Genomic DNA, 15,738 nt, shown 5'->3' with positions numbered 1-15,738 from the left:
TTCCACTGCCCGTCCGCTCAGCTTCCGGGCCTTACCGACTGGATGAGGGACATTTGCCCGCCCACCCCTAGGTACCCGCGTGCGGTGGTCAGAGTCACGGGTGCCTTCCGCGGAAGTGTGGCACCCAGCAGGTCGCCGTCGTAATTCACATCCGGCTGGAGCAGAACGCCCAGGCGCGATTTACGGACAGACTTGGTCCAGTGGCTGTACAGCCCGCGCAGATCGGTCGCTCGGCCTGCCGCGATGATGCACAGCCCCGGCGGCCCGGACGCCACGATCCCCGCGATGGACTGGTCAGTGTCCTCGAAGCGCTCGGCGTCGTCGATCAGCAGGAACACCGGGCCGCGCTCGATCCGCAGGGAGGCGAGCAACGCCGGCACCTCGTCCGCGCCAACAGCCACCCTATCCAGGCCGGCCGTGGACAAAGGCGAGCGCCGGTCGCATATGCCCCAAACCTGGGCCCGACCCCGCGAGGTCGCCACACCCCTAACGGCCTCCGCCAAAGCCAGCAGCAAGGTGGACTTACCCGAACGGGCCGGCCCGGCGATCAGGACGTGTTCGCCTTCATAGATTTCCAGGAACGCCGGCGCGAGGTCCGTTTCACGGATTCCCACGGGAATGTGCCACGGTTCGGTTTCCAACTGTGGCTTTACGCCCAGATCCGCCATTGTGACGTCAGTGGGCAGGCTGCGGATCGCGGTGGTCTTCGCAGGGGAATCGACCCAGCTCTGCCGTACGCGGTCCACGGCCGCCTCCAACCCGATTCCGGGCGTGGCAACGTGCATTTGCAGGGAAGTGCGCGGGTCCACGCAGCGCCCGGGAAGGGCGGCGGGAACGTGCTTGGCCCGGACGCCCAGCGAGGAGTAGTCGTAGTTATCGGCGAGCCGGAAGAGCCACTTCTGGAGCGTTACTTCATTCATGACCGAAGGAACCGCTTTGGCGCGGGTGGTGGTCACGGCGAAGGACAATCCAAGCGCCGGGCCGTCGGCGTATGCGCGGTAGAGAAGGCCCAGAAGTTGCTGCCCTTCAAAGTCCTGGAATTCATCCCGGAGGGATGCCAAGCCGTCCAGCAGGACCACCATGCGGCGATGCGTACCCGGTGCCGCGCGGCGGCTCTCCAGCTCAGTGCTCAGGTGGCGTAGGAAACGGGCTTGCTGCTCCTTGGCGCCGGCACCCGTTCCTACGTATGCCATGGTGTGCGGCAGACGTCTCAGCATCTCCAGATCCCCGGAGCCCATATCCAGAATCATCAGGTCCAGCTCGGCTGGATCTGCCTCCCTGGCAAGCGCCAAAGCGATAGACGCAAGTGTGGTGCTTGTGCCGGAGCCTGCCACTCCCATCAGCATCAGGTTGCCCGCGGACATGTCCCATCCGGCTGCGGACTGACGCTGCAGTTCGGGTTCGTCCAGCAGGGTCACCAGGACGGTTGACCCACGGACGCGCCCCACTGTCGGACGCCCTGGGGCAGTGGTGTGTACCGGAGAAGGTTCCGCCACAAATCCGTCCAGCTCCACACGCTCACCCAGCGACTCCGGCCAGACCTGCCGCGGAGGCGCGTAGCCGGCCTCGGCATTGGCATCGACGACGGCGTCGATGAGGATGTCCAAGTCGTTCTCGTCAACCGCTGCGGATCGCGGCATTGCCGGTGCCGGCACGGGGACGCCGAACTGGCGGATGTCGCGAACATCGACGGCGGGACCGCCGGCGAGCTGTGCCCGACCGGTGACCAGCGCGGTCTGAACCGGCGTGATGTCGTCCTGGCCAAGTTTCACAAAGGCCCGGCCCATTTGCGCCCTGCCGATGGCAGAAGCGGCGGGTACGCCAATGACGTTGTTGGAGTCATCACGGCTCTGGACGCGCAACGCCACACGCAGGTTGGTGTTTGCGAGGATGTCGTCGCTCACCACACCAGCCGGCCGTTGCGTAGCCAGGACCATATGGACTCCCAGGGTGCGGCCCACAGCGCCGATGCTGACGAGGGCGGTGAGTACGTCCGGGAAATCCTTGGCCAGCATGGCGAATTCATCCACCACCAGCAGCAGGCGCGGCATTGGTTCGGCCGGATTCGTTGCCAAATAGGCATTGAGGTTGTCGATGCCCTCGCCTGCCTCCGCGAAAACCCGCTGGCGACGCTCCATCTCCGCTTCCAATGCGATCAAGGCGCGGTCTGCCAACTGTTCGTCAAGGTTGGAGATGGTTCCGATGGTGTGCGGCAGGCGTTCGCAGGCCTTGAAGGCGGCGCCACCCTTGAAGTCAACCAGGATGAAGTTGAGACGGGTCGGATCGTTGCGGGCAGCGAGACCGGCCACGAGCGAGCGCAGGAACTCGGACTTTCCGGATCCGGTGGTGCCGCCCACAAGGCCGTGCGGGCCGTCCTTGACGAGATCCAGGGTCAATGGCCCGTTTTCGCCGGTGCCGATGGGAGTGGAGACCCCGGTGGGTGCCTGCCACAGGCGGCCGATCGCCGCCGCGTCGGGGCGCTCGAAGCCCAGCAGGCCGGGCAGTCGGACCAGTGACGGCAGGGACGCCCCGGGGACGCTGAGCTCCGGGTCGTCGAAATGCGCCAAGCGCATGGCACAGCGCAGAGCCTCTTCTTGGTCGAGGCCTGCCAGGATGACGTCCTCGACGCGTGTCAGGTCTTCCGGCTGGTCCACAGTGGCCGCAGCATCCGTCCCCACCCTGATGATGGTGGTGCAGGACGCAGGCAATTGCTCCTCGGACGTGGCGATGACGATGCCCGCCACCCGGGGTGGGCGCTGCTGCGGGTTGATGCGGCCTCCCGGGACGGAACGGCCCATGCCGAGCAGTGCTCGTGCCGGGGCGTCCCTGCCCTCAGTGAGGACGTCGGAATCGAGGACCACCATAAGAGCCGACGTGGGCAGTTCTTCCACAGAGTCCTTGAGGGCGCGCAGCATGGCCAAACTCGTCTCGCGATGTGCAGACATCCACCGCTCGCCCATGCTGCTGCCCGTCTGGCGGGTATGGGGGAGCCACGAGGCCCATTCCCACTCATCGGCCCGGCCGGCGTCACAGAAAACACCGACTGTCAGATCCGCAGGACCAACGTGCACCGCGGCCTGGGCTACAAGGGAGCGGGCCAAGGCCAAGGCGCCGTCCCGAGAGCCAACGATGCCCACCACGCCAGCGTCTGTCAGGTCCACCAGCACGGGTGCGGCCAAGAGACGGGCTGCGGCGAGGGATTCCTTGACCCTCACGTCCGGACGCGAGCCCGCAGCCCGGTCTACGTCAGGCTTCCACGGCACATCACCGGTGCCGGCATGCAGGGCCAGGAAGTCGTCCGAGTCCGCACGGCGCTGCCACAGTGAGGTAGCCGGGAGCGCAGGACGACGTACAACCGTGGCGGGATCGGGGACCATCCGGTGCCTCCGGGCGGTTTCCACCTCAGCGGCCGTCCGGATTTGCTGTTCAAACTCCTTGAGGGCTCCGTCAAAGCGCTCCGCCTCTTCCTTGAGGCCGCGGGCGTGGCGGCGTTTCTGCTCGAACCACATGCCCACCGCCATCACAGGGCTGAGCATGGCGAACATGGCGAAGCGCATGTCCCTCAGGATCATCACCATCGCAACCGCCATGACCAGCGGCGCCAGTACCGTGATGTAACTGAACTTGTTGGCCGGCGGTACGTCCTTGCGGTTCGGGGGAACCAACGGATCGCCAGCCGGGGCGCGGCCAGGACGCGGTGGTCTGTTGAAGGGAGCGGTGGAAGCAGGAGTCAGGTTGTGCAGGCTCCCCGGGGCGGGGGCGGGTGTCTCCTCCAAGGTTGGACGGAGGAGAAGGACCGTGCCACCTGCCGTTATGGTGGCTGTCTGAGTGACCAGGGCTCCGTCCTCGCCTACGGGTTCCCCATTGACCAAGGTGCCGTTGGTGGAGCCTCCATCCAGCACCCGCAGTCCGTCCTCTTCGCGCCGAAGGCGGAGATGATCCCACGACGCACTTTCGGTGGGCAGGCTGAGGTCAGCATGTGGAGACCTCCCAATGAGCATGTCGCGCCCCTGCGGAACCTCCACCACAGCGCCTGTACGTTGACCGCCGGCCAGCGTCAGGCTCCAATCACGTACGCGGTCCGGAACAGGCCAGGGGGCGCGCGAGATGCGACTTCCTTCCAGCAGAATCAGTTCGGAAAGTGGCGTGGCACCCCGGACTTCTGTCTCATTGACGAACACCGGCTCGTCAGGCGAAACCCTGGGGCCGCCGGCGGCTTCGACTAAGTCGGACAGCGTGGTGGCGGGCGCAGCATGGGCAACCTCGCACTCAAAACGACGATCGTCCAAGTCGATCAGCACTCGCACCGGGGCGCTCCTCCTGTAGTGGATCTGTTCCCTTCAGACGCGGGGGGACAGAAAGGTTGGTTAGGGGCCGGCTGGCGCCGGGACCCAGACAAGCCGTGGGGCGTTCTCATCCGCCGGACGGAGACCGAGGTCCTGAGGGGATGCGTAAACCGGGGTTGCTTCAGCGGTGAGCGCCTGGGATTGCGAGAAGTCCAGCGTCGGTCCGGCGACGCCTTCTCCGGGACCGAAGGACATGGTGCGAAGAGACGCTGCCACCTTCGACGGATCGTTGCTCCCGGCCAGAGCGCCTGCGCGGACCAAGGCCACCACAGCGTCATGGCTGCGTGCGTCCGCCGCCCAGGCGTCCGCCGAGAACGGGGTTTCGTCCGTCAGGTTCTTGATCTCCGGATTCCCGGTAGCCAGTCTGATGCCGGCGAGGAATGCGGACATTCCCCGCCCTTGGGCGTCCTGCTGGAGCGCGACAGCGTCGCCGGTTGCCGGCGCAATGCTGACCAGTTGTCCTGAAGCAGTGCCATCCAACTCCGAAAGCGAGGACGCGAACGCGGGGGTGGTGGCGCCGTCGGAAAGTACCAGCGGTACTGACACATCGCGTGACTGGAGGGCTTGGACAAGTCGCGCCAAGCGCTGCGGAGTGGCCGCCGACACCACAACAGCGTCTGCCGGGTTGGCAGTCCGCGTGCCCTCAGTGTCAACCGGCGCATCCTTGGACGGCGGACGAAGCTGGTCGCCTGTACGGATGGCGGCCTCCTGGGCCAGAGCGGACACGTCGGAGAAGCCATCCAACACCAGTGTGTCAGTGGGAGTAACGGATGCGGGGACCTCGCCGCCGTCGCTGACCAGCAGCACCCGGCTCTTGCCGGCCAGTGCGGTCCTCAGACCGGCCTGGACAGAGGCTGCCGTTGGTCCGGTGGTCCAGGTGGTTTGAGCCGGTTCCAAAGCCTCTGTGTAGGGCAGGATTACCGGGAGACTGAGCTCCTCGGCCGCCTTTGCAGCTGCACGGGCTTGCGGTCCGGTACTCGCCACGACAACACCGGACACGCCGTGCTCGGCGAGTGAGGCGACGGCGGCACGGGCGCCGTCTTCGGTCCCCCGGTCGTTTTGGGTGGGGAGGGCGACTGCCGCCCCGCCTTGGGCGAAGCGCTGAGCGGCAACGATGGCACCCTGGGCTGCCCGGTTGTATTCGGAGCCAGGTTCGCCGGACTGGCCGAACGTCATGACGACGCCGATCGAAAAGTCCGCCGGAAGGCCGTCAGCCTTCAGGCCTACAGGAACTGTTGCGGCCACAGGATCGGGACGGGGAGCTTTCGTGGGGCGGTTCAGCGTCATAGTCAGGACCACGGCAGCAGCAATCACGACGGCGGCTCCCGCAGCGATCAGGGCGAAGAGACGGTTCCGGGGGTTCACGAATTGCCGCCGATCTTCAGTGTGTAGAGCGTCTGTGACGCCGCACCTGCAGGGACCTTGAGTTGGAACGGCGGCAGTTCATCCACCGCGGTGAGCGAGGCCTTGAACTGGGCCTGGCGCAGCAGGAGTCCAGCCACATCGCGGGAGCGGATGTTGGCGTAACCCTCAGCATTCTGGGAGGCCAGGGCCAACTGGAAATCCGCGGTGTCCGCTTTGGCCGCGCTGGTGGCCATGGAGCCGAGCAAGCCCGAACCGTTGACTGAGCGGTCACCAAGGTCCAGCATCACCTTGTTGAGGCTGGAGGCGAGAAGGGCGCTGGCACCTTCGACGTCGCGGGTGGAGCCGGACGTGCTGGCCGCGATGTTGTCCAACGAGGACTGCGTGCTCTTGGACAGGGCGGCTGTCAAGTCACCGCTCTGCCCCAACAGCTCGTCCCGCTGTTTGTTGACCGTGCCTTCGGCATCCTTCACAACGTCGTCCGAAGTGGACTTCAGCCCGGAAATGGACCGGTTGAAGGCCGTGGTCACTGCTTCAGAGCTGGCATCGCCGATTTCGGCTACCTGGCGCACTTGTTCGTCCACGGTTTTGTAAACCTCGGCAGCAGTTTCAGCGGAAACGTCGCGGAGGGATTCCTTGATCTTTTCGCCAAGTCCGTCCTGCTGCTCCTTCAACTTCGCGAGTGCGGCGGTCACTGTGCCGGAAGAGTCAATCGCATCTGCGAGTGCAGAATCGAGCGCCTCAAGTCCCCGTTTGGTGCCGTTGACGTTTCCTGTTGCGGCGCCGTCGAGCGTATTGACGGCCGCCTTGATAGCCTCCAGTTTGGTATCGGCGTCGTCGAAGGTGGTCTCCAATGCGGAGAACGCCTGGCCGATTCCCTGGTCGGCGGCGGTGGTGTCGGTGGCTGCAAGGACTTGGTCCCAGGCAGTTGACTGACCTTCGAGCCGTATATCCAAAGGTTCTTTAAAGCCCGGGGGAGGATTCAGCGCGGGTGAGGGGTTGCCGTTCTCATCAGTCGGTTCGCACGGCACGGACGTCAAATAGGAACGCAGCTGCTCGACCTCCTTTGAGGACAGCTTGCCCTTGCCGGGGATGAGGCTGTCATCGGACAGCTTGCACAGCTCGTCCGCTACCTTCTGGTTCTGCTGCAGCATTGAGCCGTTCAGCAAGGTTCCCTGACTGAGTTCGCCCTTGGCTGCCTTGGCATTGGTGGCGATGGCAATCAGTTTCTGGCGGAGCGCGTCGACGCTGACCTGCGCCGCAGCGGCTGCTTTCCGGGTCGCGGCTGCAGAGTCGGAAGCCGATTTGATGGCCGTTCCCAGTGCAGCCAGTGCCTTGCTGTAATCCTCGGAAGTTCCGGAGCCGTCAAGCATCGCGCCGAGGTCCGTGCGCACTTTTTCAAGTGCGACGGCGGAAGCCGCCTGGTCTTTGATCGCGCCTTCGACGATCTGTGGCTGAAGACCGGAGACCAGTTCGTCGCCCTTTTCCACCAGGCCCAGAAGCGCTCCGGTAACTGTCACGGCTGAACCATAAAGAGAGCAGGTCATGGACTCTTGTTCAGCACATTCGGCAGCGGAGGGGTTCTCTGGTCCCATGGTGGCTTTAAGGGCGCCGGCAACCATGTCCCGGCAGCTTGCGCTGACTTTCGCGTAGGCATCCAGCTGGGAGGACATCGTAAGGATGCTGGAGTACACGGTGGCCGCCGGCGCTGCCTTGGCAACTTCAGCGGTGCAACCGTCACCGGTGATGGGAGCGACCGGGGGCGTGGCGGAAGTGTCGCCCAGCATCGCGTCCACAGCGGAGACCGTCAGCTTCAACTGGGACATGGTGGTGGACTGGGTGGCGGTGGTTGAAGATTCCAAGTCAGTGCCGAGAACCTTCAGCTGCTGCTTCAGGTCCGACATCGTCGCAGCAAGTGCCTGGGAATTATCGCGCAGTTCACCGGCTGTCTTGACGCCGAGGGTCTGTGACGTTGCCTGAAGGTTCCGGCGAACCTCGGTGATAGTGGACCCGGCCTTCGTCAGGACCGTGTTGACGTCCGATACCAGCGAGATCGTCCGGCGCTGCAGCTCCATTTCCGACCCTGTCCCGGACGAGAAGGCGCTGGAGAGCACTCCGTTGGCACTGAGGTCCGTATTGAGGCCGGGCTGAACAGCGACGTCGAATTCGGGAACCTGAAAGTCCTTCACGTCTGCTGCAAGACGCAGCGTGGTGCTCGCGCCGGAACGTGGAGGAGCCAGGACAGTAGCCCATTGGACAACGGTGGCGCCGTCTTCGGTGCTGCTCAGGACGCCGTTGGTACCTGTGGCGCCGTCGGCTGATCCAGCCCTGACGTCGTCTGCTCGGACACCGGAAAGCTTCGTCGACGCGGCGATGGTCAGGGGGGCTCCCACCAGTGCGGTGTCGGAGCGCGTCTGGCCTGCCGCGTCGTACTGGATGTTCTGCGGTTTGACGGTGAGGTTTTCGAGAGTCAGGTTAATCTCCACCGGTCCGGTGTGGCCTTTGAGCTCAGTGAGGTCCGAGCCCGACTTTTCTCCCGCACGGTACTGAAGGCTTACGCGCACCGGGAGTTCGCCCACTACCTTGGCGGTGTCGTACGTAGTGTTCTCCGCTGAGGAATCGCCGGACGAGGATACCGAGATAGTGGTGCCTTCGATCGTCTGGACTCCGGCGGCAGGGGACAAGCCTACGCGCACGCTCTGGAGGAGTTTGACGGGGTTGGCCACCGGTTTCGGCTCGGGGGGCTGGGTGCAGGACGTCGTGGTGATCAATCCCAAGGCGACCAGGAAGACGCCTAAAGCCCGGCCCGGACGCCATGGGTGGTGCTGAATAAAACTAGTCTGCCTGGGCATGGATCGTCCCCTCATTCGTTCACGGTGCCTTGAGTATCATACGGGGTTGCGCTGACGAATGGACTAATTCTGCTTAACAGAGATTGCGCAGGTCACAGCCGGAAACTTGTATCTACGGGATGTTTATCCGTTTGTTGGATTTATTCGATGGTGTTGGTAGTTTAGGCAACGTCTGGTCACCTGGGTTTGTTTTGGCCTGGGTGTTGCGATTGTTCTTATTGGGAGGAAAGTTCTATGTCGCGTGTGTTGTCTACTGAGCAGGCCAAGGCTGCTATTGGTCAGGTGCAGTCGATTATTACTGGTGGTTTTACGGATCAGATTTCGGCGTTGGATGCGCAGGGTCGTGTGTTGTCGGATCCGAATGTGTGGGATGGGCCGTTGGCTGCTGAGTTCCGTGGTTCGACGTGGCCGGAGACGAAGGCTGCGTTGGATAAGGCCAAGGAGGAGTTGGAGCAGTTGCGGGGTCAGTTGCAGAAGATTTCGCAGGATATTTTCTCTGCTGGTGGCGGGGCCTGATTCCTTTTTAGGTGTGAGTGTCGGGGCCGGGTGATTGTGCCGCGTTAGTGCGGTGTGGTTGCCCGGCCGCTGCACTGTGGTGCTGGTGCTGGTGCTGGTGTGGTTGTGGCGTTGGGTTTGTGTGTGTTGTTGGTTTTGTTCGCGTTTTTGTGCTGTGGGGAGCTGTGGTTGTGACCGAGTTCGTTGAGGTGCCGTTGTTGCCTGATTCCGATGGGGCTCATGGTGGGCGGTTTGTGTATGGGGTTGCCGAGTCGGTGAAGGGTGCTTTTGAGTCCGCGGCCTCGCGGGTTCTGGAGCATTCGGGTTCGCGTGGGCCGTTGGTGTTGGGGGCGGGGGAGGAGTTCCGGGGGCATTTTTCGGAAGTGTTCGCGGCGAACGCGGACACGGCGTCCCGGGACGCGGATTCCTTGGCGTCGGCGTTGCGGAAAGTCGCTGAGTATGTGGGGTCCATGATCGATTATGCCCGGGTGGAGGATGACCGGCGGCGGAAGAACAACGAGTGGGTCAGGCGGCATAACAACCGGAACATTTTTGAGCTGATCGGGGATGCGTTCGGTGGTGAGGAGGCTCGCCCGAATATGGAGCCGGTGGACGCGCCGTCGTTCCCTTCGGAGGCCCCGGTACCGGGGTCGCGGGAGACTCCGGGCCCGGGTGGCGGGTATGGGGGCGGGGTGTCCTCGGCCCGTCCGGAGTCGTTGCGGGGGTTCGCGGCTGGTTCGCGTGGCCTGGACGAGGCGTTGGTGTCGGTGCCGGGGTCGTTGGAGGGCGAGTTGTCTTCGTTCGCGGGGCAGTGTTCGTGGGGCCGGATCGATGCTTCGGGTGCGGTTGGGGCGTTGCGGCAGTATTTGCATGCGAACGAGGCTGACGCGGCGTGGGCGGTGGTGGTCGCGGACGCGTTCGCTGCCGCCGGTGGTGAGGGCGTGGTTTCGACCCTGTCGGATGCGGCGGTGAACGAGGCGTTGGCCGCGGCGGGGGTTTCGGGGCACCGGACCGGGTTGGTCATTGACCCGCCCACGGCGGCGGGGGCTATGCCCTCGAGTGGGTATGCGAATGATCCGGTGAACACGGCCACGGGGAACTTCATTGAGCCCGAAACCGATCTCGGGTTCGCCGGGGCCTGCTCGGATCTGGTACTCACCCGGATGTATAACTCGCTGGCTTCCGGTCTGGCCGGTGACGGGGTGTTCGGTCCGGGGTGGGTCTCGGTGTTGGACCAGCGCCTGGTCCTGACTGATGAGGGCTGCCGCTGGGTGATGGCTGATGGGCGGGCGGTGGACTTCCCCCGTGAGGGCGCCGGCTGGGCGCGCGCGGTGGGGGAGAACTTTTGGCTCACCCGCGAACCCGTCAGCTCACCGTGGTTGGCGGGATTGTCTTCCGTGCCCGACGGTGCGTCCGAGGTGTTGGTCGTGCGGGATAACCAGGGCGGTTGGTGGTCTTACACCACCGCCGGGGTGTGGCTCGGGACCGGGGCAGGGCCAGGCCGGACCATCTCGGCCCACCGCGAAGCAGCATCAGGTCTCGACGGCGGCGGGCTGGGGGCGGTGTACCGGTTGGTGCATGTGCGGGGCCGGTTCTTGGAGATCGATCATGTTGACGGTGTGGTCGCAGTGGTCCGTGGTTCGGATGGGCGCCGGGTTCAGTACGGGTATGACGGCACGGGCAGGCTCGCCAGTGTGGGCACGGTGACCGGCACCCGGGTGTATCGGTGGAACGAGGCCGGGCTGATCGGTGCGGTGGTCTCGGCTGCGGGTGTGGTCGAGGCCGAGAACACGTATGACGAGGCCGGCCGTGTCATCATGCAGGTCACCGCGCATGGGCGGCGGACACGGTTTGCGTATTTGCCGGGCCGGGTCACGGTGGTCTCTGATGAGGATGGGTCCCGGTCGAACTCGTGGGTTGCTGATGGCAAGGGCCGGCTGGTGGGGGTGCTGGACGCGGAGGACCGGCGCCAGTCCATGTCCTATGACGGGCACTCGAATCTGGTGTCTTTGACCGAGCGTGACGGTGCTGTCACGGTCCACGGTTACGACGCCCGGGGTCGGAAGACCCGGACGGTGACTCCGGAGGGCGCGGACCTGACCTACGGGTGGGACGAGCACGACCGACTCACCACTCTGGTGACCGCTTCCGGTGCCACCGTGACCTATGAGTACGCCGATGAGCTCTCCCGGGACCCGTCCGTGGTCGTGGACCCGCTGGGTGGGCGCACCGTACTTGCGTGGCGGGACGGGCTCCTGACCCAGGTCACGGACCCGGCCGGGGTCACGATCGGTTTTGAGTACGACCGGTTCGGGGACCTGACCGCAACCCGCAACGCCGCCGGAGATGTGGCCCGGATCGTGCGGGACCAGGCCGGTCGTCCGGTCACCGCGGTGAGCCCGTCGGGAGCTGAGGCCCGGTTCGTTTATGACGGCGCCGGGGTGTTGGTGCGGCGGGTGGACCCGGACGGAGCAGTGGTCTCGTTCGAGCACGACACCGCGGGCCGGACCACCGCGATGATCGCCCCGGATGGGGGCCGGACCGTGTTCGAGTACGCCCCCAACGGTGAACTGGCCCGCACCACCGACCCGCTCGGCCGCAGTATCGAACGGGTGGTTGATGAGCTCGGGAACCTCACCGCCGCGGTGCTGCCGGACGGGGCGAAGTGGGGGTTCACCCACGACAACCTCTCCCGGCTCATCGCGGTCACGGACCCGGGCGGGTATGACTGGATGCGGGAGTACGACACGGTTGGTGCCCTGACCGCCGTCGTGGATCCGACCGGGGTCCGCACCGGGGCCGTCACCGACCGGAGGGCCGGGACTGCGTCCCTGACCGGCGCGTTCGCGGCCGCCACCTATAGTTTTGATGAGTACGGCCGTCCCACCAAGATCGAATCTGTCGATGGGTCCGCGGAGCTGGTGTCGTATGACGCGGCGGGGAACCCGGTCGAGTTGGTCGATGGTGAGGGCGGGTTGACGGTCCTGGGCCGCGACGCGGCGGGGAAGATCACCTCGATCACCTCCCCCACGGGGGCGGTGACCCGGTTCGAGTACGACCACTGCGGCCGGCCGTGGAAGAGCATTGACCCGGTCGGGGCGGTCACTGAACTGTCCTACGACCCGGACCAGCGCCTCACCTCCAGGAGACTGCCGACCGGGGAGGTCGAAACGTTCGCCTACGACCCGTGCGGCCGGTTGACCGCCAAGCACACCCCGGGGGAGGGCACGGCCCGGTACGGGTACGACAAGTGCGGGCGGCTGAGTTTCGCCCAGGATGCCTGGTACGGGACCCGCCGCTTCGCATACAACACCGCCGGCGAGCTGGTGTCCACGACGAACGGGGTTGGTGGCAGGACCGGGTTCGAGTACGACACCCGCGGCCGCCTCACCCGCATCATCGACCCCACCGGTGGGGTGACCACCCGGACGTACACGGCCACGGACCAGGTCGATAGCGTCACTGACCCGCTCGGGAGGGTCACCACCGCCACCTACGACCCGGCCGGCCGGCAGCTGTCCCAAACGGACCCGGACGGGCACACCACCACCTGGAGCTATGATGCTGCGGGCCGGGAAGCGTCCACGTCGGTGGACGGTGCCCTGATCGCCGCCATTGAACGCGACCTTCCCGGCCGCAGGGTTCTCATTACCGACCACACGGGTGGGGACGGGTACGCGGTGGAACACGAACTGTGCTTCGACCGCCGCGGCCACCTCACCCGCCGCACCCGCGGGAACGGGACCGGGACGCAGGTCTTGTCGTGGGAGTACGACGGCGACGGGAACCGGACCCGTTTCACCACCCTTGCCGGGACCACCACCTACACCCGCGACCCCGCAGGCAGGGTTGTGAAGGTTTCGAACCCGTTGCTGGGGGACGCCACCTTCACCCACGATGCCTCCGGCAGGGTCACGTCCGCGACCGCCGGCCAATACTCACAGGAATGGGTTTACCGGGACGGGGCACTCGTCGAGCACACCCGCACCACCACCGATACCCCCGGCAGAGCTGATGTGACCCTGATCGGCCGCGAGCCCGGCAGCGGGCGGATTACTGGCCTGTCCCGGGGTGGGGCCGTGACACGGTACGGGTACGACAACGCCGGGCAACTGGTCTCCGCCACCACCACTGACGCCACCGATGCGAACGCGAAGGTGTTGGGTGGGAGCACGACGCCGGTGGGCGGCTGCTCCGCGAAACCACCCCCACCGGGGCCCGAACGTTTGAGTACGACGCCGCAGGCCAGCTGTCCGCTGTGACGGAGCCTGATGGTTCCCGGACAGAGTATGTGTATGACGGTTTGGGCCGTCGGGTGCGGGTGATCGGGGCGGACGGGTCCTGGACCGAAGACGCTTGGGGACCCACCGGCCACCTCACCGGCACCATCGAAAAGGACCCGGACGGGGCCGAGGTATCCCGGCACCGGCTCCACGTTGACGCGCTCGGTGAACTCGCCAGCGTGGACGGCACCGCGTTGTGGTGGGACACCGCAGCACCCGTCCCGACCCTCGCCGGTGCCAACAGCACCCAGGTGTTGTCCCTGCCCGGCGGTGTCACCGGAATCGGCGACGCCTTCACCGCGCCGGGGTGGCGTGCCGCCCGCCCCACCGACCAACACGACCCCTGGGCCGTCCTCGGCACCCCCACCCTCACCCCCGGTAGCCCCGCAGCTGCCAACGCTGGTGTGGGTGGTGTGTTGCCCACCGGGATCGGCCTGACCGCCGGTGGCGGGATCGACATCGCCGGGCTCGAATGGCTCGGCAAACGCGCCTACGACCCGGCCACCCGGGGATTCCTCTCCACCGACCCCCTCGCCCCCGTCCTCGGCGCGGGCTGGGACGGGAACCCCTATGCCTACGCCGGAAACAACCCCCTCAACACCACCGACCCCACCGGCCTGCGACCCCTCACAGACGCCGACTTGAAAGCCTACGACGGCTCCTCCCGCGGCGCCCTCGCCGCAGCAGGAGACTGGCTCGGCGACAACTGGGAATACGTCGTCGGCGGTGCCGCTGTGGTAGGCGGGGCCGTGTTGATGTTCGTCCCAGGCGGACAACTCGCGGGCATGGGATTAATGAGTTTCGGCGCCGACGTCGTCATCCAAAAAGCAACCACCGGCCAAGTGGACTGGGGTCAAGCCATTGGGAGCGCTGCTATGGGTGTAGCGGGCGGTGCCGCGGGAATGTTCGTTGCTAAGTCTGCTTCTCTCGTTGTTGGAAGAGTGGTGGCAGGCCAGGCTGCGCGAAGTATGGCTTCAAATGTTGCGACTTCGACGTTGACTCGTGCCACAGGCAATGCCGCAGTCATTGCACGGAGATTCGGCGCTAATTTGTTGAAAGACATGGTCGGCAGTGGTGCGGCAGGAGGTGTAGCCGGAACCGTAGATTATGTCCGTGAACGCGTTCAAAAAGGTGGCCCCTGGACAGCCCAAGGATTGCTGGGTAGCGCGGCTGGAGGTGCCTCCACGGGTGTCATCAGCGGGGCACTGAGCCCTGCGGCTGGGCACGCTGCTAACAAGGGCCTCCAGTTTGGTTCGACGTTGGGCATCAATATCGGGGCTGGATTCGCGGGAGAAGCCGTGAAGAGTGGCGTGAATGGTGAAGCCTTCGACCCGATTAAGTCCGGGGTGTCGTCCGTCATGGCGGGCGCGGGGACTTCCACTTTGTCCGCAATTCGTGGCAAAATTCCACAGGGCTACGGGGATCTTATCGGACCCAGCGCACCTTCCCCGGTTGAATACTTTACCAAGAGCACGGTGATGACCGAGACTGCTAATGCGCTGATAGGAAGCGGTGCAAATTTTTACACCGATGAAATGTGGACGAAGTAAATGAAGAATAAAAGCGACAAAAAGGCAATCCTCAGCAAACGAGTCGCTCCGGAATGGTATTATTGGACCGGGGTTATTATACCGGGAATTCTCATGCTGGTTCTCTGCGTCAATAGGACTGAAGAGTTTGGAATATCCGTGTGGATTGCTAACGCTATTGTCCTTATTGCTAGCGCCCTTGGCATTGGATTTGCAACGTATTGGAAATCCAACTTTGCCGCCACGCTGTCGTTCGGTGCCACCATCATCTTAGGCAGTTTAGCCTTCGCGGCTCTTTCCAATGTTATTCCGGTGATTGGCTTGACAGGCGGTGCGCTGTGGACGGGCTGTCCTCTCGGTCTATTGGTTGGACTGACGCTGACCGCCGGAGAAGAGCGTTAGCGCTCAGCTGGTGACTGTTTGTTTGTTCGGGGCCCCAATAGCTTGAGCTGCCAAAAAGGAGGGTTTGGGGGGAGGTCTAATGGAAGGAAGCATTCAATTGGAGAAAAAGACAGTAACTACCTGGACGGCATGTGTCTATTGGGCGTCTTGGTGAGCCTTGGTATTACAACATTCGTCTTCATGAATGCTCCGTTTAGTGCCGAATTAGCCTATCACGGCGGGTCGATTCCTGCAGTCCTACTTCTACTAATGTGCGCACTGGGTATAGTCATGTTTTGGATTTGTGAACGGTTATTGGGGGCCCATCCTACTCGCGGCCAGGCGCGTGCGCTGGTTTTTATTTCGGGCCCGGCTACCATTCTGTTGTGTATTTCCTCCCAGGCCTTTCTAGCCGTGATTGTGCTGGATGAGAGTGGATATTTTAGGTGAGCATCACACTGCCGGGCATCAGTTTTCGAGGGTCGGGAGT

7 protein-coding genes are annotated in these 15,738 nt (G+C 64.5%); 4 read left to right on the top strand and 3 right to left on the bottom strand.

The genetic code is table 11. The features are described 5' to 3' along the window. Positions 1-17: 17 nt before the first annotated feature. From PJL15_RS01915 to PJL15_RS01905, 3 genes are read right to left on the bottom strand one after another with little or no spacing between them, the layout of a single operon-like run. Positions 18-4,307 (bottom strand): FtsK/SpoIIIE domain-containing protein, encoded by a 4,290-nt coding sequence (locus PJL15_RS01915; protein WP_281449519.1) that lies wholly within the window; start codon positions 4,305-4,307, stop codon positions 18-20. A 60-nt stretch (positions 4,308-4,367) separates the two neighbouring features. Continuing rightward, positions 4,368-5,711: a hypothetical protein gene (locus PJL15_RS01910; protein ID WP_281449518.1), complete on the bottom strand. Its 1,344-nt coding sequence runs from the start codon at positions 5,709-5,711 to the stop codon at positions 4,368-4,370. Then, on the bottom strand, positions 5,708-8,560 hold the full coding sequence (locus PJL15_RS01905) for a hypothetical protein (protein ID WP_281449517.1): 2,853 nt from the start codon (positions 8,558-8,560) through the stop codon (positions 5,708-5,710). The genes PJL15_RS01910 and PJL15_RS01905 overlap by 4 nt, the downstream gene beginning before the upstream one ends. A gap of 234 nt (positions 8,561-8,794) precedes the next feature. Here PJL15_RS01905 and PJL15_RS01900 point away from each other — a divergent pair, with 234 nt between their 5' ends. From PJL15_RS01900 to PJL15_RS01885, 4 genes are all read left to right on the top strand, one after another. Continuing rightward, positions 8,795-9,076 carry a hypothetical protein gene (locus PJL15_RS01900; protein ID WP_026547649.1) on the top strand — a complete coding sequence of 94 codons (282 nt, stop codon included), beginning with the start codon at positions 8,795-8,797 and terminating at the stop codon, positions 9,074-9,076. A 170-nt stretch (positions 9,077-9,246) separates the two neighbouring features. Further along, positions 9,247-13,317, top strand: coding sequence for a DUF6531 domain-containing protein (locus PJL15_RS01895; protein WP_281449516.1), 4,071 nt, complete (start codon positions 9,247-9,249; stop codon positions 13,315-13,317). Continuing rightward, positions 13,314-14,888, top strand: coding sequence for an RHS repeat-associated core domain-containing protein (locus tag PJL15_RS01890; RefSeq protein WP_281449515.1), 1,575 nt, complete (start codon positions 13,314-13,316; stop codon positions 14,886-14,888). Before PJL15_RS01895 ends, PJL15_RS01890 begins: the two co-directional genes overlap by 4 nt. Beyond that, positions 14,889-15,269: a hypothetical protein gene (locus tag PJL15_RS01885; protein ID WP_281449514.1), complete on the top strand. Its 381-nt coding sequence runs from the start codon at positions 14,889-14,891 to the stop codon at positions 15,267-15,269. Positions 15,270-15,738 lie beyond the last annotated feature (469 nt).

This window comes from Paenarthrobacter nitroguajacolicus, assembly GCF_029952445.1.
In the GTDB taxonomy this organism is placed as follows: Bacteria; Actinomycetota; Actinomycetes; order Actinomycetales; family Micrococcaceae; genus Arthrobacter; species Arthrobacter nitroguajacolicus_B.
The sequence above is the reverse complement of the archived record's forward strand: the minus strand, read 5'-3'. Positions and strand labels throughout refer to the sequence as shown.